Raw genomic sequence first — 22425 nt, 5'->3', positions numbered from 1 at the left:
ATGAGCCCTTCGCCCATCCGCCAACCCCGTTTCCGCTCCGCTGCCGCCCAGCGTGGCGCGGTGCTGTATGTCGCTCTGATCATGTTGATCCTGATGGCGCTACTGGGCATTGCCGGCATGCAGGTGGCTAGCATGCAGGAAAAAATGGCGTCCAATTACCGTGCCGCCAACCGTGCGTTCCAGAACAGTGAAGGGGTGGTGCGCGCGGCCGAACAAACCGCCGAAGCGATTTCAAACCGGCAACCGGTTGCCAGCGGCAGTCTGCTGCAAGCGGCAGATATCGCGCGCAATTGCGACGACGGATTCGATCCGATGGTGTGGGCAGCCGCGCGGGTGGACGAAACCTCGCCTGCAGTGAAAGTGCGTCAGATCGACTCATGCATCGTCGGTGAAGCTGCGCTGGACATGGGCACGCCGCTGGACGAAGCCACGCCGGTTTTCCAGATCACTGGATTTGCCACCGACGACAAAGACGCGGCCACATCGGCCGTGGTCATCGACACTGTATTCAAACTCTGAGGACGCGGGCCATGGCTTTGCGCAGGAAACGTTGGTTGGCCGCGGCCTCGGTAGGCGTGGTGGTGGCAGGCAGTTGGGTGACTTACAGCCTCATGGCGCGACAGGGCCAAGGCACGCTGACGCAGGCCCCGCTGAACATCCAGGTAGCGGTGCCGCCGGCGTTCCTCATGGCGCTGGATGACTCCGGCTCGATGCTCTGGGAAATGCTGAACAATACCCGCGACGGCGTGTTCCGCTGGGTGGATGATCCGGGGACCAATACCTATGCCACCGGCTTCTACAATACGCGGACCGGCAGGCCGCACGGCTTCGGCGACAACGGCAACAACGGCGAAAACTACTACTACAACTTTCCCGGTTTCGGGCGTGGCAACGATTCCGCACTCCCGCCGCTGGACAGCTATGGCTTTGCCCGCTCGGCGGATGTGAACACCGGATACTTCGATCCACGCGATACGTATCCCGCTTGGAAGAATGGCTCGGCCGATCCGACCAAAGCCGATTTCCTCACCATCAATCCGATTGACGCACCGGTTGACCCCCGCCCAGCGGGTAGCCCCTCGTTGATCACAACCCGGGTAAACCTGACGCAGAACATCTCGGTGACGGGTACAGGGCGGCGCTTCACGTTCCGTCGCGGGATGGTCGTGCCGGTCAACACCGTGATCGAAACGGGTCGGTGCGGCGCGAAGAGCTCCAACAGCGTGGCCAGTGCGATCGATGGCTTCAGCATCGTCACCACGGCATTCACGGTCTCCGCCAACGACGTTTCAGCCAATGTGCCGCGCAGCTGCGAAGCGGGCGTTTCCTTCTTCCCGGCGACGTTCTACCTGACCGACAGCAGGACGCTCCCGGCGGACTACGGCTACAAGTCGTCGGCCGTGCTCAGCCTGAACAACCCCACGCACGGACGCCCAGGGACGATCTACAAGTACGAGATCAAGCCTGGGAATTTCGACACGACTGCACAGTACAACGCGGCGATGCAGAACTTCGCCAACTGGTTCAGTTTCTATCGCACCCGCCGTGAAGCGTTGATCGGTGGCGCGAGCAATGCCTTGCAGGAAAGTACGAATCTGCGTGCTGGATGGTTCCGCATCAATGGCCGCAACACGGCGAAGATGTATGACATGAGCGTGGAGACCGAGAAGAAGGCGCTCATCTACGACATCCAGCGGAACATGACGGCGAGCGGCAGTACGCCCAATCGATCAGCCGCCGCACATCTGGGCGCACAGTTCCAGCGCGTGAGAAGTGGGTCTGACCCGAATCCACCAATCCTGCTGTCATGCCAGAAGAACGCCGGCATGCTCTTTACCGATGGCTACATCAATGAGGGCACTAACGCACAGACACCGCGCATGCGGGGCAGCGTTGCGCCGTTCTACGACAATTCCCTGGTGCCCAGCATCGACAGCTACTCCGTGCCTGTGCCGCAGGAGTGCAAGGGTGCGAACCCCAGCCCCTCGCTTGACTGCAAGACCAACCTGCACATGAACTTCTACGGTGTGGTGTTGGGGACGCTGGGCGAACAGTTCGGCGTGACTTACCTGCCCAACGCGACCAAGCCGTGGATCCTCAGTCCGGACCCCTACGTCAATCGGCCCACGTTCGACAGTGGCCCGCAGAATCTCGTGCCGGCCGCGGTGGATGAACTCTGGGAGGCAGTGCTGTACACGCGCGGTGAGATGGTCAACGCCACCAAGGCGGGTGACATCACCCAAGCCATGCGCCGCATCATCAGCAATGTATCCCAGGGCGCGACGCCATCGGGCACCCGGTCGTTGACCGGTGCGCGTGTCGGTGTTGGCTCACTGGCTGTCGAGCCGTTCTATGAGGCCACCAACAACGGTACCGACTGGTACAGCCGATTGTCTGCGTACACGCTGAGCGTGGATGAACAGACCCGCGGCATCACTTCGACCTTGGCATGGGAAGCTTCCACGAAGATGCCCGCGCCCGGCGCGCGTAACGTGTGGTTCTGGAGAAATGGCGCCGCGCTGCGCTTCGACAGCACCAATGTCGAGCTGGATAATCTCTGCAGCAAGCCTGCTGGGCTGTATCCCGGCATGGCCATCTGCAGCGTGGATGAGATCAGGGGGCTTGCAGGCGACAAGGCGACCGCTGTGTCGTACTTGCTGGGCAATACGAGTACGGAGCTGCGCAACGGCGGCACGTTGCGTGATCGCACCACGGTACTGGGCGACATCATCAACTCCACCCCGGTGATGACCGCTCCGACCGATGATTTCGGTTATCGGGCGCTGCCGTCGACGATGGGAACGAGCTATGCGACCTACCTGACGAACAAGCGTGCAAACCGCCGCTTCATGGTCTATGCAGGTGGTAACGACGGCATGCTGCATGCCTTCGATGGTGGCATGGGCGCCAACGGGCGGATGGACGCCAATGGCGGCAAGGAGCTGTTCGGTTATGTCCCCTCGACCGCACTGGGGCACATGGGCAACCTGCTGCTTCCGTATGACGCACAGAGTGGCAACAACCAGCGCTTCGATCATCGCTATTTCGTCGATGGTCCGGTCGTGGTGGGTGATACGTATACGGGTACCAACTGGAATACCGCCCTGGTAGGCACGTCGGGCGCCGGTGGGCGCAGCGTCTTCGCCCTGGATGTCACCGATCCCGGTACCTTCAACGAGACCAAGCTGCTCTGGGAGCTCAACGATTTCGATGCCAGGCTGGACCAGGTTGTCCGTGACAACATCGGCCATGTGCTGGGCAAGCCAGTGATCGTGCCGGTCAAGGCGGCCAACGGGGACATCAGCTTCAAGGCCATCTTCGGCAACGGGTTTGAAAGCAAGAGTGGCAAGGCCGCTCTGTTCATCGTGGACATGGCCAAGAACCGCACACCCACCGTCAGCGTGCGCATTGCCGAAGAAACCGGGCAGAACCTGCCCGCCGGTAACAACGGGCTCGGCAACATCGTCGTGGTAGATCGCTGGGGTGGCACCGATCAAACCGGTCGTGCGCGCGATGGATTTGCCGACACGGTGTACGCCGCCGATCAGAAGGGCGCGATCTGGAAGTTCGACCTGCGTAACACCACCGCGCCGGCACGTCCCTTGTTCACTACCCGAACCAGTGTTGATACCGACACGAAGACCTACCGTCAGCCGATAACCGGGGGCCTGACCGCCACGGCGGGTGCATCCGGGGGCGTGATGCTGTTCTTCGGTACGGGCAGCTTCTCCTACAAAGAAGATGGCCAGGACAGGAGCGTGCAGGGACTGTACGGGGTGAACGACATTTCAACGGGCCAGCCGGCGACCACGCTGACGGCAGCGAACCTTACGGCCATCACCCTGACCACGTCGGACGGTGTACGCCGACTGTCCACCGGCACTCCACCGCAGAACAGTCGGGGCTGGACGGTCGCATTGCCGGCAGGTGAGCGTGCGGTAGGTAATCCAGCAGTGACGTCCGGTACTGTGTTCATTCCCACCTATGTACCCAATCAGACCGTGGGCTGCTCCGTGGATGGTTCGAACTGGCTGTTCGGCCTGAACACACGCACCGGTGCAGGCGCGCTGGACCAGGTCAGGTTGGGCACGCCAGATGGTAAGAGCCCAGGTGCCGGAACGGCCGCCGTCCCATTGGCAACAGGCGGCAACGCACCGGTTCGCGATGTGACAACGGCCGTTGTTCCGCGCCTCACGCCGCCGGAGAAGGATGCAAACGCCGCACCGCCGCCTCCGGGCTCGGCGTGTACGATGCAGATCAGCGTCGCGGGTGCGCCGCCGATGTATCTTCCCTATCCGTGCGGCCGTCAGTCGTGGAGGCAGGTCCAGTGACTTACCGTGATCATTCATCCACCCTTAGCGGGAGCATCATGCCTTTCCCATCCAAGGCCCGCTCGATACGCGGCTTCACCCTTATCGAATTGATGATCGTGGTCGCTGTTGTTGCCATCCTGGCGGTGATCGCATTGCCCAGCTACAACGAGTACGTCCGCAAGTCACGGCGTGCCCAGGCAAAGGCCGATCTGGTCGAGTACGCCGCGTTGGCCGAGCGTTTCCATACGGTCAACAACACGTATGTCGGTTTCAAGTTCCCCGGCGGCAGCGCGACGGTCAACTCGCCCCGGGAAGGAGGGACGGCGGCCTACAACCTCAGCATGGACACCGCACGGTCCACCTTCAAATTGACGGCTACCGCTGCCAATGAGCAGGCCAACGACAAGTGCGGCAACCTGTCGGTCAACCAAGCGAACGTGAAGACAGCGAAGATCGCGCTGTCCGAATGCTGGTAAGCACGTCGGCAGAAGGAAGTGGCGCCTCGACGCCGGCCACTGATCGGTATTGCAACGGCGGAAACAGGTGTTTAGAATACGCCTCCCCGCCCGAATAGCTCAGCCGGTTAGAGCACTTGACTGTTAATCAGGGGGTCGTTGGTTCGAGTCCAACTTCGGGCGCCAGTTTCACGAAAAGCCGCGAGAAATCGCGGCTTTTTGCTATTCTTTCGGCTCCTTCATGCCGCACGGCAGGGGCCAGCGTGTACGCACCCGATGGCCGCGCAAGCGCCCGGGGATGCTGACTACGATCTTGCTGGTAGTGCGGTCGCCGACGCAGATGCTCAGTGTCTGGTTAAGCCCGGCGCTTCTTCCGTCCGGCCTGAATCTGAATGCAGGACGCGAGTTGTCGTGATGGACCTGCAGGGCACTGCGCGGACGTTGCTCCACCAGCAGGATCGGCACGCTGGGCCGGCGCCGTGGCGTTTTAGATGATTCGACGACATACAGCAGCCAGCCGTGCGCCCATTGCGCTCCGCAGGTCACCCCGTCGCTGCTGGGGCACACTTCGACATAACGTCGACGCGTGATCGCGGTGTTTCGTGCGCTGGCCAGCACGGACATCAACTGCATGCGCAGGGCGTCGGCACGTTGGTTGTCCAGCATCTTGATGAACCCGGGTACTGCAAAGAAACAACTGATCGCCAACAGGGCGACAACGATCAGCATTTCCAGCAGCGTGAGTCCGGAGGCCGATCCTGCGGTGCGTCGGGGCCGGGGCATCGGAGGGTCTCCGGTTGGGGTGGGGCTGGGCCCAGCATCGCCCCCCTGCGCGGCACAGGCCGTCGGCTGACCCGGGCCAAAGGCCTCCGGCATCCCCTCAACCGGCCGTCACCAACCCCCCCGCTATACTGGTCCCCCCCTGACCCGGCAGCCCCATGAGCGACCGTTTCCAACTCGTATCGCCGTATTCGCCGGCTGGCGACCAGCCGAATGCGATCGAGAAGCTGACCAGCAACTTCGAAGCCGGCGTGGCCAAGCAGACCCTGCTGGGCGTGACCGGCTCGGGCAAGACGTACACCATCGCCAACGTCATCGACCGCATCCAGAAGCCGACGCTGATCATGGCGCCGAACAAGACGCTGGCCGCGCAGTTGTACGGTGAGTTCAAGGCGTTCTTCCCGCACAACGCGGTGGAATACTTCGTCAGCTACTACGACTACTACCAGCCCGAGGCCTACGTGCCCTCGTCGGACACCTTCATCGAGAAGGACAGTTCGATCAACGAGCACATCGAGCAGATGCGCCTGGCCGCGACCAAGACCCTGCTGTCGCGCCCGGATGCGCTGGTGGTGGCGACCGTGTCGGCCATCTACGGCCTCGGTGCGCCCGAAGATTACCTGTCGCTGCGCTTGATCCTGTCCAAGGGCGAGCGGATCGACCAGCGCGACCTGATCAACCACCTGACCCAGTTGCAGTACACGCGCAACGAGTACGAGCTGCATCGCGGTACGTTCCGTGTACGCGGCGAAGTGATCGACGTGTTCCCGGCCGAGTCGGACAGCGAGGCCCTGCGCATCGAGCTGTTTGACGGGGAAGTGGAAAAGATCACGCTGTTCGACCCGCTGACCGGCGAAACACTGCGCAACATGATGCGCTTCACCGTGTACCCGAAGACCCACTACGCCACCACGCGCGAACGGGTGCTGGGCGCTGTAGAGACGATCAAGGTAGAGCTGAAGGAACGGCTGGACCAGTTGTACGCAGAGAACAAGCTGGTGGAAGCGCAGCGACTGGCGCAGCGCACCCAGTTCGACATCGAGATGATGGCCGAGGTCGGGTTCTGCAACGGCATCGAAAACTACTCGCGTCACCTGACCGGCAAGCCTGCCGGCTCGCCGCCGCCGACCCTGTTTGATTACCTGCCGCCGGACGCGCTGCTGGTGATCGACGAATCGCACGTGACGATTCCGCAGATCGGCGCGATGTACAAGGGCGACCGTTCGCGCAAGGAGACGCTGGTCGAATTCGGTTTCCGCCTGCCCTCGGCGCTGGACAATCGGCCGCTGCGTTTCGAAGAATGGGAACAGCGTTGCCCGCGTGCGATCTACGTGTCGGCCACGCCTGGTCCGTATGAATACCGCGAAGCAGGCGAGGACATGGCGGAACTGGTGGTGCGCCCCACCGGCCTGATCGATCCGATCGTGGAAATCCGCCCGGTCGGCACGCAGGTGGACGACCTGATGAGCGAGGCCAACGAACGGATCAAGATGGGCGACCGCGTGCTGGTCACCACCCTGACCAAACGCATGGCCGAGAACCTCACCGAGTACCTGAGCGAGCACGGCATCCGCGTGCGTTACCTGCATTCGGACATCGAGACCGTGGAGCGGGTGGAGATCATCCGCGACCTGCGGCTGGGCAAGTTCGACGTGCTGGTGGGCATCAACCTGCTGCGCGAAGGCCTGGACATGCCGGAGGTGTCGTTGGTGGCGATCCTGGATGCGGACAAGGAAGGTTTCCTGCGTTCAACCGGTTCGCTGATCCAGACCATCGGCCGCGCGGCACGCAACGTGCGCGGCAAAGCGATCCTGTATGCGGACCGGATGACGCGGTCGATGCAGGCGGCGATCGATGAGACCGACCGGCGCCGGGCCAAGCAGGTCGAGTACAACGAAGAGCACGGCATCGTGCCCAAGTCAGTCGCCCGCCCGATCGTGGACGTGCTGGAGGGCGCGCGCTCTGACCCCTACGACAAGGGATCGCGGAAGGGGAAGGGCAAGGCCGGCAAGATCGGTGCGGTGGAACTGGCAGAAGAGGGGGCCGATTACGCCACGCTGTCGCCCTCCCAGGTGGCAACGCGGATGAAGGCACTGGAACAGCGGATGTACCAGCACGCCAAGGACCTGGAGTTCGAGGAGGCCGGCCGCGTGCGCGACCTCATCAAGCGCCTGAAAGAAGCCAGCCTGGCCTGAAGCGGGCACGCGTAGCGCCGAGCCACGCTCGGCGGAATCCCCGAAAGCGCGCGCAATCCCCTCTTTCGAAGATTCTTCACAAAAGTGTTGCACAACCCCGGTCTCCTCCGTAATATACGCGGCCTGCCCCGACGCAATCGCAACGGGTCAGGACGCAACAAACGGGCGGTTAGCTCAGCGGTAGAGCACTACCTTGACATGGTAGGGGTCACAGGTTCGAACCCTGTACCGCCCACCACTTCCAACGAAGTGGATAACGAAAAAAGCCAGCCATCGCGCTGGCTTTTTTGTGTGCGTGGATTCCTGGAGTGAGTCCCGACAGGTCGCCCGCATCCGGTAGTGACGGCCGCTGGCCGTCAAGCTTCGGAACTTCCACGCGACCCGCGCGATGTGCGCGCATGAGGCAGCTCGCACTTGGATCAAAGCGTCTTCGCTTCGCGAAAACCCTCCGACCGCATGGACCTCACCCCGCAGCAAACGCCTGGCGCAAGCTGTGCAGTGAATCCTGCCGACAGGTTGTCGCGCACGCTTCGCCCATCTTGAATTCCTGCAGGCGCATGCCGACCAACGTCAGCGACAACGCATAGCCGCTACCGGGTGTGTTGCGCGCATGGCTGATGGCATGGCGGGCAAGCGCATCCACGTGATCGCGATCCGGCAGCAGGCCCAGGTACGCGCGTTCGGCGCTGTCCAGGTCCGGAGCCATCAGCACGACCCGCGGATCGTGAGAAGGGGAGAGCAGGGCGGGCGCAGGGCTGGCCGGGGAGGGGGAGGCATCCATGGCGTCGTTCGGCTCGATACAGAAGCGGTCCGTGCACGATGCGACATCAACATTGTCGGAACATTGCGCGGCGGCCGGGGGGCTTATCATCCACGCTGTTCCTCCCTGGCCTACCGGTTCCCCATGCGCATCCTGCTGGTTGAAGACGACCCTGATCTGTCCCGTGCGCTGCAGTCAGGGCTGGAACGGCAGGGCGTGGTCGCCGATGCCGTGGATACGTTGGCCGCCGCGACGGCCGCGCTGCGCGAGCCGGTGCACCAACTGGTGCTGCTGGACCGCCAGTTGCCCGACGGCGACGGTGCGGATTTCGTCGCGGTGGCGCGCGCCCTGCGTCCCAACATCCCGGTCATCATGCTCACCGCGAAAGGCAGTCTCAGCGACAAGGTGGAAGGCCTGGACGTGGGCGCGGACGATTACCTGGTCAAACCGGTTGCCATCGAGGAGCTGATGGCGCGCATACGCGCTGTTGCGCGGCGACCGAGCGAGATGGTGGCGCCGGTGCTGAGGCTGGCCAACCTGACCTTCGATTTCGAATCCCTGCAGGCCGACGTGGAAGGCCATGCGCTTCCCTTGCCGCGCAGGCAGGTGCTGGTGCTGCAGGCACTGGCCCTGCGCCAGGGGCGCACGGTCACGCGCAGCGCGCTGGAAGAGGCGGTGTACGGTTTTGACGATGACATCCAGTCCAACGCACTGGACGCGCATATCTCCAAGTTGCGCAAGGCGCTGCAGCAGGCGGGGGCGCGCGTGGAAATCCATGTGATCCGCGGCGTGGGTTACCTGTTGGCCGAGGTATGAGGATGAACACCGATATCCGCTCTATTTCCCTGGGCCTGGCGTGGCGCGTGTGCCTGGCGCAGGTGTTCACCGTGCTCATCGCGGTGATGGCGTTGATCCTGACCTGGGGTGATCAGGATTCGGTGCAGATGGACATGTTCATCTCCGACGATGTGGTGGAAGCGCTGCACGGGGATGGCACGGCGATCACCTTGGACCGTGCGCGCTGGGACGCGCTCAATGCACGCGCTGGCGGCAACCTGTGGTTCGTGGCGGTGGACGAACGTGGCAACCGCCTGTCCGAGGGCGCGGTGCCGGAGATCCATCGCGAACTGCTTTCCCGCCTGGAGCGGGTGGGCTACAGCGAGCTGGGATCGCTGACGCCGCCCTACCTGGATGCGGCCCGCATCATGATCAGCAAGGAGAACGGCCGACGGCTGACGGTCATGGTCGGCGGGCAGCCCAAGGGCGGCATGTGGGAGGGCGCGCTGCTCGTGCTGCGGCTGATCGGACCGTGGTTTTTCCTGCCGCTCATCGTGGTGACTCTGCTGGTCATGCCGCTGGTGATCCACCGTGCGATGCGCGGTGTGCGCCGTCTCGCCCAGCAGGCCAAGCAGCTGGATATCGGCAAGGCAGGCGCACGGCTGGATACGCAGATGGTCAGCAGCGAGATCGCGCCGCTGGTCAGTGCGTTCAACGATGCCATCGGCAAAGTCCAGCAGGGCTATGCCGCCCGTGACAAGTTCCTGGCAGATGCGGCCCATGAGCTGCGGGTGCCGATCGCCGTGGTGCAGGCGCGCCTGTCGCAGCTGCCGCAAGGCGCACTGAAGGCGCAACTGCTCAACGACGTGGCGCGGCTGGGCAATGTGGCTGAGCATCTGCTCGATCTGCAGCGCCTGGACCGCAGCGTGGAAAAACTGCAGCCACTCGATCTGGCGATGCTGGCGCGCACGGCCGCGGCGGAACTGGCGCCGTTGGTGATCGGTGCGGGCTACAGCTTCGAGGTGGATGCACCGGAACAGCCGGTGTGGATCGTCGGTGATGGCATCGCGCTGGGGCGTGTGCTCGCCAACCTGGTGCACAACGCCATCGTGCACGGCGGGGGGCGCGGCGCCATCAGCGTGAGCCTGGACAGCCGTGGGACGCTGGAAGTATCGGACCAGGGTGCCGGTGTGCCGGAGAATGATCGCCAGGCTATTTTCGAGCCGTTCCATCGGCTGCGTGCCGCTGGCGGTGGCAGTGGGCTGGGCCTGCATCTGGTGAAGGAAATCGTCCAGCACCATGAGGGAACCGTCTCGGTGGGCGAGGCGCCGGGAGGCGGTGCCAGTTTCCGCATCGCCTTCCACCGCACAGTGCGCCGACCCGACTGATCCCCCGACAGGCGATCGGGCACTGCGCCGATATGAGCCGGCGACCGGCCGCGCGATGCTGGCGGCATGGGGGGACAGGTCCGCGATCATCTCGTCGTGCCGCCGGGCCTGTTGGGCACGTCCAGCGCGGCGGCACTGGTGGCCGGCGCCACGGCATGCTGCCAGCTGCCGGCGCTGCCTCCCGTCGCCGCCGCCTGGACGGGATGCGCGGTGGGCCTGCTGCTCTGGCTGCTGCGCTGGCGCGGTCGATGGTTGGGCATGCTGCTGATCGGCTGCGGCTGGGCGGCCGTTCATGGCCACTGGGCCTTGACCGCGCAGCTGCCGCCACTGGATCCGCCCCGTGACCAGCTGCTGACCGGCACCGTCATCGATCTGCCTGAGCACCACCCCACGTACAGCCGCTTTCTGCTTCGCATCGCAGACAACCCTGAGCTGCCGGTCGCATTGCGCGGGCGGCGGGTGCAGGTCTACTGGAGCGCGCCGTTCGCGCGGCCTTCGGCACGTCCCTCCACGCAACCGGCAGCGGAGGAAAAACGCCGCAGCGTGCAGGCAGGATCGCGCTGGCAGCTGCCGTTGCGCCTGCGTGCACCTCGCAGCCGGATCAACCCCGGCGGGTTCGATGGCGAACGACATGCCTTGCTGCTGGGCATCACCGCAACCGGGTCCGTGCGCGATGGCGGCAATGCGCGCGAGATCGCGCCGTCCACAGGGCTGGGTGCCTGGCGCGAGCGGATGTCCGCGCGCATCAGCGCGGCATTGCAGCGGCCGACATCGCGCTTCATCGCTGCCTTGGCGCTTGGCGATACACGCGGCTTGTCCGACACAGACTGGGAGCAGCTGCGGGCGCTGGGCCTGACCCATCTGATCGCCATCTCCGGCTTCCACGTGGGCCTGGTGGCGGGCGGCGTCGCGCTGATGGCCAGCCTGCTGTGGCGATGTACCCGCCTGCTGCCGATGCTGTTGCCGCGGCCTATCGCGGTGGCGCTGGCTGCGGCAGTCGGGGCAGCGTGCTATGCGCTGGTGGCGGGGCTGGCGCTGCCCACGGTACGCACGGCCTTGATGATCGTGGTGGTGGCGTTGGCGCGATGCGGCCGACGGCGCATGGCCTGGGGCCAGTCGCTGGCACTGGCCGCATTCGCCACCCTGCTGGTCGCACCGCTGTCGGTGCTGGTGGCTGGCTTCTGGCTCAGCTTCGGTGGCGTGCTGTGGTTGCTGTGGTGCTTGCCCGGTGGTGGACGGCCGGAGGGAGGCTTGCGCGGCATCCTCAAGCCTTTCTTCGCTGCACAGGGCGTTGCCACTCTTGCGCTGCTGCCGTTGGGGATCAGTCTGTTCGGCCAGGCCTCGCGGATCGGGCCGCTGGTCAATCTGCCGGTGGTGCCTTGGTGGAGCCTGGTGGTGGTGCCGCTGGCCCTGCTCGGCACGGCGCTTGAGGCCCTCCACGCTGGGCTGGGGCAGTGGTTGTGGCAGCTGGCCGACTGGAGTTTCGCCCTGAGCTGGCGCTGGCTGCAGCCCCTGACTGAATGGAGTGGGGCAGTGTGGTGGCTGCCGGAAGCACCGCGCTGGACCTTGCCGATGGCGCTGGTGGGCGTGTTCTGGTGGCTGCTGCCACGGGGGCGGGGGGGCGTGCTGGCGGCGCCCTTGTTGTGCTTGCCGCTGCTGTGGCCATCGCGGGGCGTGCCGGCCGTGGGCGAGGTGGAGCTGCTGGTGATGGACGTCGGCCAAGGCACGGCGGTGCTGGTGCGCACGGCCACCCACGTGCTGCTGTACGACCTCGGGCCACCGGGTGCAGGCAGCGATGCCGGTGAACGCGTGGTGGTGCCAACCCTGCGCGCCTTGGGCACCGGGCCGCCGCAGCGGGTGATGCTCAGCCACGGTGACGCTGACCACGCGGGCGGATTGCCTGGCGTTCGTGCGGCGTTCCCCGAAGTTCCCGTATCGGCACCGCTGGGGGCCGGCATCGCAGTGGCCACGCTCTGCCACCGTGGCCAGCGCTGGAACTGGGACGGCGTGGACCTGCAGGTGCTTCATCCCGCACCTGGCCATGCCGAGCGCGGGAACGAGAGCAGTTGCGTGCTGCGTATCGCCACCGCGCACGGGGCCGTACTGCTTGCCGGTGACATCGGTACGTCCAGCGAAGCGGCCCTGCTGCGCGGCGACCGCGCGGCGTTGGCCGCGCAGGTGGTGCTGGTGCCGCACCATGGCAGTGCCGGGTCGTCCAGCGCCGCCTGGGTGGCGGCGGTGTCGCCGCGGCTTGCGCTGGTGTCGGCCGGTCATCGCAACCGCTTCCGCCATCCGCGGGCAGAGGTGGTGGCGCGTTGGCACGCGGTAGGGGCCGAAGTGCTGAACACCGCCGAATCGGGCGCCGTGCGCGTGTGGCTGGGCGGGCAGGGCCTGCAGGTGCGCGAACAACGTGCGCATGCTGGCCGCTGGTGGGATGCTGCGGGGCGGACGCGGGCGGCTGCTATCCTATCGGTGGACAAACAGGCGGCCGCTGGGCCGGAGGGTTGAAACGTGTGGGAACTGGTCAAGGCCGGTGGCTGGCCAATGGTGCCGCTGCTGCTGTTGGGTGTGTTGGCTTTGGCGATCGTCCTGGAGCGTTTCTGGTCCCTGCGCCGTAACGAGGTCCTGCCGCCGGGACTGGGCCAGGATGTGCGCAACTGGGCCGCGCGCGGCAAGCTGGATCCAGCGCACCTGCAGACCCTGCGGGCGAATTCGCCGCTGGGCGCTCTGCTGGCTGCCGCGCTGGATGCGCGCAACCGCCCGCGCGACCAGATCCGCGAGCGCATCGAAGACACCGGGCGCTTCCTCGTCCATCGCATGGAGCGCTTTCTCAACACGCTGGGCACCATCGCCTCGGCCGGCCCGCTGCTGGGTCTGCTGGGCACGGTGGTCGGCATGATCCAGATGTTCATGGGCATCCTCGACCACGGCGTGGGTGATGTGAACCAGCTGGCCGGTGGCATCGGCAAGGCGCTGGTGTGCACGGCGACCGGCATGATCGTGGCCATCCCGGCGCTGATGTTCCACCGTTACTTCAAGGGCCGCATCAACGGCTACGTGATCGAAATGGAGCAGGAAGCCAGCGCCCTGCTGGATGCGCTCGATGGGCGTCCCAGCGTACTGGCGACGGCTGCCCGCGCGGCCGGCCAGGCGACCGCGCCCACTGCGCCGTCCCCGGCCAAGGTCTGACGGATGCGCATCCGCAACGACCGTGCCGCCGATGAGCCGCACATCGACCTGGTGCCGCTGATCGACGTGATCCTGGTGCTGATCATCTTCTTCGTGGTCACCACCACCTTCGATGCGCGGTCCACGCTGCAGGTGCAGCTGCCGCATGCCAGCCAGCAGGCCAACAGCGAGCCGCCGCGCGCACTGAGCATTCTCATCAACGCCGACGGCCGTTACTTCGTCAATGATCAGGAAGTGCTGCGCACCGACGTGGAGTCGGTCAAGCAGACCATCGCCAGCGTTGCCGGTGAAGACCGCACGCAGTCGGTGCTGCTGCGCGCCGATGCACGTACTCCCTACCAGGCCGTGGTCACCGCGCAGGATGCGCTGGGCCAGCTTGGCTTCCGCAGGATTTCCATCGCGACCGCTCCCGAGGTGCGTCAATGAGTTCCAAACACGCGCCCGTCTGGCCGATCTACAAACGCCTGCTGGGCTACACACGCGCCTATTGGGTGTTCATGGTGGCTGCCGTGGTGGCCATGGTGGTTGAAGCCCTGGCCGGCTATCACTTCACCAAGCTGATGGAGCCGCTGGTCAATCGGGGCTTCGTCAACCCGGAACCGCGCATGGCGGTGATCCTGCCGCTGACCATCCTGGGCCTGTTCATGATGCGCAGCCTGGCCACGCTGGTCAGCGATTACACGCTGGCTCGCACCGGACGCAGCGTGGTGCGCGACCTGCGCGAGCAGGTGTTGGACAAGTACCTGCACCTGCCGTCGTCGCACTTCGATACCGAAGCAACGCCGGTGATGGTCAGTCGCCTGAACTTCGACACCGAGCAGGTCACCCAGGCCAGTGCGGATGCGCTGAAGACGCTGGTGGCCGACACCCTGACCATCATCGCGATGCTGGTGGTGATGCTGCAGATGAGTGTCAAGGTGACCGTGGCGATGCTGGTGGTGGTGCCACTGATCGGGGTCATCGTGTCCTTCGTGGGCAAGCGCTACCGGCGCATCAGTCGCGGCATCCAGGACGGCATGGGCACCATGGCGGCCACGGCCGAACAGTCCCTGGCCGCACAGCAGGAAGTGAAGGTGCATGGCACGCAGCAACTGGAGATCAGCCGCTATGCGCGGCTGGCCAACCGCATGCTCGGCTTGAACATGAAGGTGGAGACCACGCGCGCGTTCGCCTCCAGCACCGTGCAGTTCCTGGCGGCGCTGGCGCTGGCGGTGATCGTCTGGGTCGCCACGCGCGAGGCGCTGGTGGGCAAGCTCAATGCCGGCCAGTTCATGGGGCTGATGACCTCGATGATGGCCATCATTCCGTCGCTGCGGCGCTTGACCAGCGTGCAGACGTCGATTTCGCGCGGCGTGGCCGCTGCCGAACGTCTGTTCTCCATCCTCGATATGCCGGTGGAGCGCGACAAGGGCAACCAGCGCATCGGCCGAGCGCGCGGCGAGCTTGCGTTCGAGCACGTGATGCTGCGTTATCGCGAAGATGCCGGCACGGCGCTGGATGACATCAGCTTCGTCGCGGCGCCCGGTACGGTGACCGCCGTGGTCGGCCGCTCGGGCAGTGGCAAGACCAGCCTGATCCGCCTGGTGCCACGCTTCTACGAGCCCAGTGGCGGACGCATCACGCTGGACGGCGTATCGCTGGACGACTACCCGCTGGCCGACCTGCGTCGGCAGGTGGCGATGGTGGGGCAGAAGGTGATGCTGTTCGATGACACCATCGGGGCCAACATCGCCTACGGCATGGATGCCAGCGAAGAACAGATCCGCAGCGCCGCAGAGGCAGCCAACGCCTGGGAGTTCATCGCCCGCCTGCCGCAGCAGTTGCAGACGCCGGTCGGCGAAAACGGTGCACTGCTGTCGGGTGGCCAGCGCCAGCGCCTGGCGATCGCCCGCGCGATCCTGCGTGATGCGCCGATCCTGATCCTGGACGAGGCCACTGCGGCACTGGACAACGAATCCGAGCGGCTGGTGCAGGACGCCCTGCAGCGCCTGATGCCGGACCGCACTACGCTGGTGATCGCGCACCGCCTGTCCACCATCGAGCACGCAGACCAGGTGCTGGTGATGGACCAGGGACGCATCGTCGAACGGGGTACCCACGTCGAACTGTTGGCGATGGGTGGCCTGTACGAGCACCTGTACAAGATGCAGTTCCGCGAAAGGCAGGCCTGATGTCCGGCAAAGGTACGCAGACACCGGTTTACTGGTACGACGGCTCGACGATTCCGTTCGGCATGCGCCTGCTCAGCCCCGTGTATGCGGCGGTGACCGGGCTGCGTCGACGGCTGTTCCGGCGCGGCTGGCTGAAGCAGCACAGCCTGCCGGTGCCGGTGATCGTGGTGGGCAATATTACCGCCGGTGGCACCGGCAAGACGCCCCTGACCATCGCGCTGGTACAGCGCCTGCGCGATGCGGGATGGAAGCCGGGCGTGGCGAGTCGTGGCTATGGCCGCGACGCCGCCGACACCGCGCGCTGGGTGGACGCCGATACGCCCACCGATCTGGGCGGTGACGAGCCAGTGCTGATTGCTTGGAAAACCGGCGCGCCGGTCCGCGTGGACCGTGATCGGGTGGCTGCCGGCAAAGCCCTGGTAGATGCGGGCTGCGATGTCATCGTCTGCGATGACGGCCTGCAGCATTACCGCCTGGCGCGCGACATCGAGATCGAAGTCATTGACGCCCAGCGTCGCTATGGCAACGGCCGCCTGCTGCCTGCCGGCCCCTTGCGCGAGCCGGTGGCCCGCGCGTCGGAATGCGATTTCCGCGTCGTCAATCTCGGCTCAAGCAGTGGTGAAGCAGCGGAAAGCGCCTGCGGTTTCGGCCAATGGGCCATGAGCCTGCGCATCGACAGCGCCCAGCCGTTGGTGGGGGGGCGCCTGCGTGCACTTTCTCATTTCGCCGGACAGCGCGTACATGCGGTGGCCGGCATCGCCAATCCGCAGCGCTTCTTCGACATGCTGCGTGCCGCGCGCATCGGTGTGGTGCCGCATGCCTTCGCCGATCATCACGCCTACCAGGCCGCTGATCTGCGCTTCGGCAGTGAGCTGCCGATCCTGATGACCGAAAAAGACGCGGTGAAGTGCCGCGCGTTCGCCAACGACTGGCATTTCGCGGTGCCGCTGCAGGCCGACCTGCCTGCTGCCTTCTGGGTGGCATTGACCGATCGCCTCGAGAAACTGCGTGCGGGCTGATGTGCCGCATGAACTGCCTGAAAGGACTGCTCCCATGACTGACTTCGTCGTCGCCATTCCCGCCCGCTATGCGGCATCGCGCCTGCCCGGCAAGCCGCTGCGGCTGCTGGGTGGCGAGCCCCTGGTGCTGCACGTGGCGCGACGCGCGCTGCTGGCCGGTGCGCGCGAAGTCTGGGTCGCCACAGATGACACGCGCATCGCCGAGGCGCTGGGCGGGCTGGCCGACGTCAACGTGGCCATGACTGACGCCGCGCATGCATCGGGCACCGACCGGTTGGCCGAGTGCGCGCGGATCGCCGGCTGGGCCGATGACACGGTGGTGGTCAACCTGCAGGGCGATGAGCCCTTCGCGCCGGCAGCCGGCATCCGCGCCGTGGCCGAGGCGCTGGGCGATGGCCAGGCACCGATGTCTACCCTGGCGACACTTGTGGAGGACGCCGAAACCCTGTTCGACCCCAACGTGGTCAAGCTGGTACGCAACGTGCGCAACGAGGCGATGTACTTCAGCCGCGCGCCGATCGCCTGGCACCGCGATGGCTTTGCGCGCAGCCGCGAGGTGCTGCCGGACGGTCACCGCTGGCTGCGTCATATCGGCATCTACGGGTATCGCGCCCGCTTCCTGCAGCAGTTCGCGGCGATGCCGCCGGGAACGCTGGAGCAGGTCGAGAATCTGGAGCAGCTGCGCGTACTGGAGGCCGGTTTTCCGATCAGCGTGGCGTTGTCACCCGCCCCGTTCCCACCGGGCATCGATACGCCCGAAGACCTGGCGCGGGCCGAAGCGCTGCTGGCCACCGGCCAGGCGTAAGGCTTGGCCGGCAGGGTCTGGGGGCACAACGATTGCATGACACGGTCTCCGGCATAATCAGCGCATGAATGCCCAACCCGTCCAGGATCTCCCCGAATTCGCTACGTGGCTGAATGCTGCGCCGGCCACCTTGAGCGAACTGCGTGGCCGACCGCTGGCGCTGCTGTTCGTCAACGCGGCCTCGGTCTGGTGCGCACAGCGTCTGGCCGAAGTGGCCAACTGGCAGTCGCGCAACCCGGGCCGCCTGCAGGTGCTGGTACTGCAGGTGCCGCGCTTCGATTTCGAACGCGACCAGGCGGCCTCGCTGAAGCTGCTGCGGCGGCAAGGGCTGAGCTCGATCGCACTGCTCGACAGCGATTGGGATGGCTGGCGCCGGTTCGGCGTGACCGCGTGGCCGACGATGGTGATGATGGATGTGTATGGCCGCGAGAGTGGCCGACTGGTCGGACTGGGGCAGCCCGGCGAGCTGGATCGCAGCCTGAACGAGCTGTGTGCCGGCGCGCAGGCTGCCGATATCGCGCCGCTGCGTGAGCTGAATCCAGAGCCCCGCGTGCCGCTGTGCTTTCCCACCGGCCTGGCGGTGACCACCGAGCGGCTGTACATCGCCGACACGGGACATCACCGCATCCTCGAATGCAGCCATGGCGGCCGTGTGCTGCGCCAGTTCGGCCAGGGCACCGCCGACCTGATGGATGGCGGCGCGCAGGAGGCGGCGTTCAACCGCCCGCAGTCCTTGGTGGTGGAGCGTGAATGCCTGTACGTCGCCGATACCGGCAACCATGCCCTGCGGCGGATCAACATCATCACCGGCCAGGTCGACACGTTGTGTGGCAACGGGCGCTGCGGCGAGCCGGTGGAGGGCGAGCTGAGCGATCCACGGTCCTCGCAGCTCAATCACCCCATCGGCCTTGCCCTGGCCGACAACGAACTGCACATCGCCATGGCCGGTGACAACCGGATATGGAGCTATCACCTCGGCCAGCGACGCCTGCAGCGGCGCGCCGGGAGCGGGATCATCGATCAGCGCGACGGCGCCGGCAACGTGGCGGCGTTTGCCCAGCCTACCGCCCTGGCGGTAGTGCAGCAGGCGCTGTACGTGGCCGATGCGCTGGGGTCGTCGATCCGGTCGCTGCAGTTGCGCGGTGATCTGGTGCAGACGCTGGTGGGGCAGGGGATGTGGAGCCACGGTGCCGAAGACGGCCCGCGCGAGCAGGCCAGCCTGCAGTTCCCGCAGGCCATCGCACTGAGCCCGGACGCGCCACTGCTGTGGATCGCCGATACCGGCAACGGACGGCTGCGCACGCTCCGCTTGGGCGGCGGCGAGCTGCTGACCCAGGCGCTGCCACGGCGGCTGCATGGGCCGGCGGGGCTGGCGGCCGGCGCAGGCGCGGTATGGATCGCCGAAACCGATGCACATGCCGTGCTGCGCCTGGACCCCGCCAGTGGCGTGCTGAGCGAAGTGCCGATCACCGAATGAACGAAGTACCCGCTTTTGATGGCAAGGCGTTCGCCGCTGCCTTGAGTACCGCACCCGGCGTCTACCGCATGTACGGTGCCGACGATGCGCTGCTGTACGTGGGCAAGGCGCGCGCGCTGCGCAACCGCGTCGGCAGCTACTTCAACGGCAGCCCGAAGAACGCACGCATCATGTCGATGCTGTCGCAGATCGTCAGGATGGACGTGACGGTCACGCGCTCGGAAGGCGAAGCGCTGCTGCTGGAAAACCAGTTGATCAAATCGCTGTCGCCGCGTTACAACGTGTCGCTGCGCGACGACAAGACCTATCCGCACGTCCTGCTGACCCGCGAGCAATGGCCACGCATTGCGCTGCACCGCGGCCCGCGCGCGGTGCCGGGCCGCTACTTTGGCCCGTATCCCGGCGTCACCGCCGTGCGCGAAACGCTGAACCTGATGCACAAGCTGTTCAAGCTGCGCAGCTGCGAAGACAGCGTGTTCCGCAACCGCTCGCGGCCCTGCCTGCAGTATCAGATCGGTCGCTGCAGTGCGCCGTGCGTAGAGCTGGTGCCGGCCGAGGACTACGCCGAGTCGGTGCGCCGGGCGTCCATGTTCCTGGAAGGCAAGAGTGATGACCTGACCCGCGAGCTGGGCGAACAGATGCAGGCCGCGAGTGAGTCGCTGGAGTTCGAGCAGGCCGCGCGCTTGCGTGACCTGGTCAAATCGCTGCGCAGCATGCAGACCCGGCAGTATGTCGATGGCCGCGCGGCCGACCTGGACGTGCTGGCGGTGGCCACGCGCGGAGCGCAGGCCTGCGTGATGCTGCTGGCGTTCCGTGATGGCCGCAACATGGGCACGCGGCCGTTCTTCCCGCGCACCAATGGCGAAGACAGCCCGGACGAAGTGCTGGGCGCGTTCGTATCGCAGTACTACGTGGAATTCCAGCCGCCGCGCGAGATCCTGCTGGACCGCGAAATTCCCGATGCGTCCCTGCTGGAGGTGGCGTTGTCCGCCTCCGCCGAGCACAAGGTGCAGTTGAAGTGGAACGTCCGCGGCGAACGCGCGGGGTATCTGGAACTGGCCAGCCGCAATGCGCAGTTGACCTTGGCCACCGAGCTCAACAGCCGGGATTCGCAGCACGCGCGCAGCGAGGCCGTGCGCGAGATGCTGGGCCTGGCCGAGCCGGTGAAGCGGGTGGAATGTTTCGATATCAGCCACACCATGGGCGAGGCTACGGTGGCATCGTGCGTGGTGTTCGACGCCGCCGGTCCAGTGAAAGCGCAGTATCGCCGTTTCAACATCACCGGCATCGAGCCGGGGGATGACTATGCGGCCATGCGCCAGGCCATCGACCGACGCTTCCGCCGGGCGGTGGAAGAGCAGGGCGTGCTGCCGGATGTGCTGTTGATCGACGGTGGTGCTGGCCAGCTCACCCAGGCGCAGGAAGCGCTGGCCGACCTGGGCGTGGAAGGCGTGCTGCTGGTGGGCGTGGCCAAGGGGGCGGAACGCCGCGCCGGACACGAAGCGCTGGTGCTGCCCGACGGTCGCGAGCTGCGCCCGGGCGCAGCCTCGCCAGCCCTGCAGTTCATCCAGCAGGTGCGCGATGAGGCGCACCGCTTCGCCATCACCGGCCATCGCGGCCGCCGCCAGAAAGCGCGGATGACCAGCAAACTGGAAGATATCGCCGGCATCGGCCCACGGCGGCGGGCCAGCCTGCTCAAGCATTTTGGCGGACTGGTCGGCCTGAAGGCGGCAGGCGAGTCGGAAATAGCCAAGGTCGAGGGCATCAACGATGCCCTCGCTGCCCGTATCTACGCTAACCTTCATGGACTGCCCGAGCCGAATGCGGCGGGCGAGTAGAGAGATCTGATGACGTTGACCCTCCCCACCTGGCTGACACTGCTGCGGATCCTGATGATCCCGGTGCTGGTGCTGGTGTTCTATCTTCCCTATACATGGACGAACTTCGCCTCGGCGGCCCTGTTCGGCTTGGCAGCGATCACCGACTGGCTGGATGGCTGGATCGCGCGGCGCTACAAGCTGGAATCGGCGTTCGGCGCGTTCCTGGACCCGGTGGCTGACAAGCTGATGGTGGCCGTGGCGCTGTTCCTGATCGTGCAGGGGCACCCGACCCCGTGGATGGCCTTCTGGGCGGCGGTGATCGTCGGTCGCGAAATCGCCGTGTCCGCGCTGCGCGAGTGGATGGCGGAACTGGGCCAGCGCGCGAAGGTGCGCGTGGCGATGATCGGCAAGGTCAAGACCACCGCGCAGATGGTGGCCTTGCTGTGCCTGCTGTATTCCGTAGCGCCCAACACCCCGGTCGAGTCGATCTGGATGGGCCCGCCGGTGTTCCATATCGGCGACTGGACCCTGGCGATCGCCGCCATGCTGACGCTGTATTCGGGGCTGCAGTATCTGCATGCCGCCTGGCCGAGCCTGCGCGCCGATGAACGCGCCGCACGCGAACGGGCGCGATTGAAGAAAGGCGGCTGAAAGGCCTGTTGACACCGATGTGAAGACAGGTAAAATGCCGCCTCCCAAGCGGGAATAGCTCAGTTGGTAGAGCGCAACCTTGCCAAGGTTGAGGTCGCGAGTTCGAGTCTCGTTTCCCGCTCCAGAATCTGAAAAGAGGCCGAAAGGCCTCTTTTTTGTTTTCGCGTTTCTTGACTCCTGCGCTGGCTGCTGTAGAATGCCGCCTCCCAAGCGGGAATAGCTCAGTTGGTAGAGCGCAACCTTGCCAAGGTTGAGGTCGCGAGTTCGAGTCTCGTTTCCCGCTCCAGGTTTTCGAAAAGAAGCCCACGTGGCTTCTTTTTTTTGCCTGCATCCCGCGCTGGAAAACCAGCATCCGGACTGTTCGATTGCAGATGAACAGGCTTGACGAGATGAAGGTTTTTAGACACAATATCGCTTCTTCGGCGCAGGTCGAAGAAAACGCGGGAATAGCTCAGTTGGTAGAGCGCAACCTTGCCAAGGTTGAGGTCGCGAGTTCGAGTCTCGTTTCCCGCTCCAGTTTTACCGGGCCCCGGAAGGGGCTTTGTTTTTCTCCCGCGCTGGCTGCGCGGGGCAGCGCTCCAGTCAGCGGCCTGCAACGGGAAAAACGATGTGTTGAAGCGTGAAA

The 22425-nt window shown here is 65.5% G+C and carries 17 protein-coding genes and 5 tRNA genes; 20 read left to right on the top strand and 2 right to left on the bottom strand.

Annotated features, from left to right (window positions below):
- From ABRP17_RS02635 to ABRP17_RS02620, 4 genes are all read left to right on the top strand, one after another.
- Window positions 1-519 (top strand): PilX N-terminal domain-containing pilus assembly protein, encoded by a 519-nt coding sequence (locus ABRP17_RS02635; protein WP_349984784.1) that lies wholly within the window; start codon window positions 1-3, stop codon window positions 517-519.
- A gap of 11 nt (window positions 520-530) precedes the next feature.
- A complete protein-coding gene (locus ABRP17_RS02630) occupies window positions 531-4331 on the top strand; it encodes a PilC/PilY family type IV pilus protein (RefSeq protein ID WP_349984783.1) in 3801 nt (1266 codons plus the stop codon).
- Between the two features lie 38 nt (window positions 4332-4369).
- On the top strand, window positions 4370-4789 hold the full coding sequence (locus ABRP17_RS02625; RefSeq protein WP_349984782.1) for a type IV pilin protein: 420 nt from the start codon (window positions 4370-4372) through the stop codon (window positions 4787-4789).
- Between the two features lie 88 nt (window positions 4790-4877).
- Window positions 4878-4954 (top strand) — tRNA-Asn (locus ABRP17_RS02620).
- A gap of 36 nt (window positions 4955-4990) precedes the next feature.
- Here ABRP17_RS02620 and ABRP17_RS02615 read toward each other — a convergent pair.
- On the bottom strand, window positions 4991-5551 hold the full coding sequence (locus ABRP17_RS02615; protein ID WP_349984781.1) for a GspH/FimT family pseudopilin: 561 nt from the start codon (window positions 5549-5551) through the stop codon (window positions 4991-4993).
- Window positions 5552-5706: 155 nt separating this feature from the next.
- On the opposite strand from ABRP17_RS02615, the gene uvrB reads away from it, so the two are divergent.
- A complete protein-coding gene (gene uvrB, locus ABRP17_RS02610; protein WP_188324467.1) occupies window positions 5707-7743 on the top strand; it encodes an excinuclease ABC subunit UvrB in 2037 nt (678 codons plus the stop codon).
- Window positions 7744-7906: 163 nt separating this feature from the next.
- Window positions 7907-7981 (top strand) — tRNA-Val (locus ABRP17_RS02605).
- Window positions 7982-8206: 225 nt separating this feature from the next.
- Here ABRP17_RS02605 and ABRP17_RS02600 read toward each other — a convergent pair.
- Window positions 8207-8524, bottom strand: a complete 318-nt coding sequence (locus tag ABRP17_RS02600; protein ID WP_349984780.1) for a hypothetical protein — start codon at window positions 8522-8524, stop codon at window positions 8207-8209.
- Between the two features lie 123 nt (window positions 8525-8647).
- Here ABRP17_RS02600 and ABRP17_RS02595 point away from each other — a divergent pair, with 123 nt between their 5' ends.
- The 14 genes from ABRP17_RS02595 (at window position 8648) to ABRP17_RS02530 (ending at window position 22316) form a co-directional block, all read left to right on the top strand.
- A complete protein-coding gene (locus ABRP17_RS02595) occupies window positions 8648-9319 on the top strand; it encodes a response regulator transcription factor (protein ID WP_192080481.1) in 672 nt (223 codons plus the stop codon).
- Window positions 9320-9321: 2 nt separating this feature from the next.
- Window positions 9322-10668, top strand: a complete 1347-nt coding sequence (locus ABRP17_RS02590) for a HAMP domain-containing sensor histidine kinase (RefSeq protein ID WP_349984779.1) — start codon at window positions 9322-9324, stop codon at window positions 10666-10668.
- Between the two features lie 66 nt (window positions 10669-10734).
- Complete coding sequence (locus ABRP17_RS02585) at window positions 10735-13176, top strand: DNA internalization-related competence protein ComEC/Rec2 (protein WP_349984778.1); 2442 nt, start codon at window positions 10735-10737, stop codon at window positions 13174-13176.
- A 3-nt stretch (window positions 13177-13179) separates the two neighbouring features.
- Entirely contained in the window at window positions 13180-13857 is a 678-nt protein-coding gene (locus ABRP17_RS02580; RefSeq protein WP_188324463.1) for a MotA/TolQ/ExbB proton channel family protein, read from the top strand.
- A gap of 3 nt (window positions 13858-13860) precedes the next feature.
- Window positions 13861-14283, top strand: coding sequence for a biopolymer transporter ExbD (locus tag ABRP17_RS02575; protein WP_188324462.1), 423 nt, complete (start codon window positions 13861-13863; stop codon window positions 14281-14283).
- Window positions 14280-16028, top strand: a complete 1749-nt coding sequence (gene msbA / locus ABRP17_RS02570; RefSeq protein WP_192080489.1) for a lipid A export permease/ATP-binding protein MsbA — start codon at window positions 14280-14282, stop codon at window positions 16026-16028. Before ABRP17_RS02575 ends, msbA begins: the two co-directional genes overlap by 4 nt.
- Entirely contained in the window at window positions 16028-17047 is a 1020-nt protein-coding gene (gene lpxK, locus ABRP17_RS02565) for a tetraacyldisaccharide 4'-kinase (protein WP_349984777.1), read from the top strand. The genes msbA and lpxK overlap by 1 nt, the downstream gene beginning before the upstream one ends.
- A gap of 34 nt (window positions 17048-17081) precedes the next feature.
- Window positions 17082-17852: a 3-deoxy-manno-octulosonate cytidylyltransferase gene (gene kdsB / locus ABRP17_RS02560; protein WP_349984776.1), complete on the top strand. Its 771-nt coding sequence runs from the start codon at window positions 17082-17084 to the stop codon at window positions 17850-17852.
- 64 nt (window positions 17853-17916) lie between these two features.
- Window positions 17917-19329, top strand: a complete 1413-nt coding sequence (locus ABRP17_RS02555) for a hypothetical protein (protein ID WP_349984775.1) — start codon at window positions 17917-17919, stop codon at window positions 19327-19329.
- Complete coding sequence (gene uvrC, locus ABRP17_RS02550) at window positions 19326-21167, top strand: excinuclease ABC subunit UvrC (RefSeq protein ID WP_188324457.1); 1842 nt, start codon at window positions 19326-19328, stop codon at window positions 21165-21167. Before ABRP17_RS02555 ends, uvrC begins: the two co-directional genes overlap by 4 nt.
- Before the next feature lie 9 nt (window positions 21168-21176).
- Window positions 21177-21800, top strand: a complete 624-nt coding sequence (gene pgsA / locus ABRP17_RS02545; RefSeq protein WP_188324456.1) for a CDP-diacylglycerol--glycerol-3-phosphate 3-phosphatidyltransferase — start codon at window positions 21177-21179, stop codon at window positions 21798-21800.
- A 48-nt stretch (window positions 21801-21848) separates the two neighbouring features.
- A tRNA-Gly gene (locus ABRP17_RS02540) sits at window positions 21849-21924 on the top strand.
- Between the two features lie 86 nt (window positions 21925-22010).
- Window positions 22011-22086: transfer RNA gene (locus ABRP17_RS02535), tRNA-Gly, on the top strand.
- 154 nt (window positions 22087-22240) lie between these two features.
- A tRNA-Gly gene (locus ABRP17_RS02530) sits at window positions 22241-22316 on the top strand.
- Window positions 22317-22425: the final 109 nt, after the last annotated feature.

The sequence above is a fragment of the Stenotrophomonas sp. WHRI 8082 genome (assembly GCF_040223995.2).
Lineage (GTDB): Bacteria > Pseudomonadota > Gammaproteobacteria > Xanthomonadales > Xanthomonadaceae > Stenotrophomonas.
Note: the sequence above shows the minus strand (reverse complement) of the source record. Positions and strands in the feature narration are given on the sequence as shown.

What these genes read in the sequence shown, in the direction of transcription:
- ABRP17_RS02630 (WP_349984783.1), top strand. Translation starts at nt 531, where the DNA reads ATGGCTTTGCGCAGGAAACGTTGGTTGGCCGCGGCCTCGGTAGGCGTG.
- ABRP17_RS02625 (WP_349984782.1), top strand. Translation starts at nt 4,370, where the DNA reads ATGCCTTTCCCATCCAAGGCCCGCTCGATACGCGGCTTCACCCTTATC.
- uvrC (WP_188324457.1), top strand. Translation starts at nt 19,326, where the DNA reads ATGAACGAAGTACCCGCTTTTGATGGCAAGGCGTTCGCCGCTGCCTTG.
- lpxK (WP_349984777.1), top strand. Translation starts at nt 16,028, where the DNA reads ATGTCCGGCAAAGGTACGCAGACACCGGTTTACTGGTACGACGGCTCG.
- uvrB (WP_188324467.1), top strand. Translation starts at nt 5,707, where the DNA reads ATGAGCGACCGTTTCCAACTCGTATCGCCGTATTCGCCGGCTGGCGAC.
- ABRP17_RS02595 (WP_192080481.1), top strand. Translation starts at nt 8,648, where the DNA reads ATGCGCATCCTGCTGGTTGAAGACGACCCTGATCTGTCCCGTGCGCTG.
- msbA (WP_192080489.1), top strand. Translation starts at nt 14,280, where the DNA reads ATGAGTTCCAAACACGCGCCCGTCTGGCCGATCTACAAACGCCTGCTG.
- ABRP17_RS02575 (WP_188324462.1), top strand. Translation starts at nt 13,861, where the DNA reads ATGCGCATCCGCAACGACCGTGCCGCCGATGAGCCGCACATCGACCTG.
- ABRP17_RS02600 (WP_349984780.1), bottom strand. Translation starts at nt 8,524, where the DNA reads ATGGATGCCTCCCCCTCCCCGGCCAGCCCTGCGCCCGCCCTGCTCTCC.
- kdsB (WP_349984776.1), top strand. Translation starts at nt 17,082, where the DNA reads ATGACTGACTTCGTCGTCGCCATTCCCGCCCGCTATGCGGCATCGCGC.
- ABRP17_RS02635 (WP_349984784.1), top strand. Translation starts at nt 1, where the DNA reads ATGAGCCCTTCGCCCATCCGCCAACCCCGTTTCCGCTCCGCTGCCGCC.
- ABRP17_RS02590 (WP_349984779.1), top strand. Translation starts at nt 9,322, where the DNA reads ATGAACACCGATATCCGCTCTATTTCCCTGGGCCTGGCGTGGCGCGTG.
- ABRP17_RS02615 (WP_349984781.1), bottom strand. Translation starts at nt 5,551, where the DNA reads ATGCCCCGGCCCCGACGCACCGCAGGATCGGCCTCCGGACTCACGCTG.
- ABRP17_RS02585 (WP_349984778.1), top strand. Translation starts at nt 10,735, where the DNA reads ATGGGGGGACAGGTCCGCGATCATCTCGTCGTGCCGCCGGGCCTGTTG.
- pgsA (WP_188324456.1), top strand. Translation starts at nt 21,177, where the DNA reads ATGACGTTGACCCTCCCCACCTGGCTGACACTGCTGCGGATCCTGATG.
- ABRP17_RS02555 (WP_349984775.1), top strand. Translation starts at nt 17,917, where the DNA reads ATGAATGCCCAACCCGTCCAGGATCTCCCCGAATTCGCTACGTGGCTG.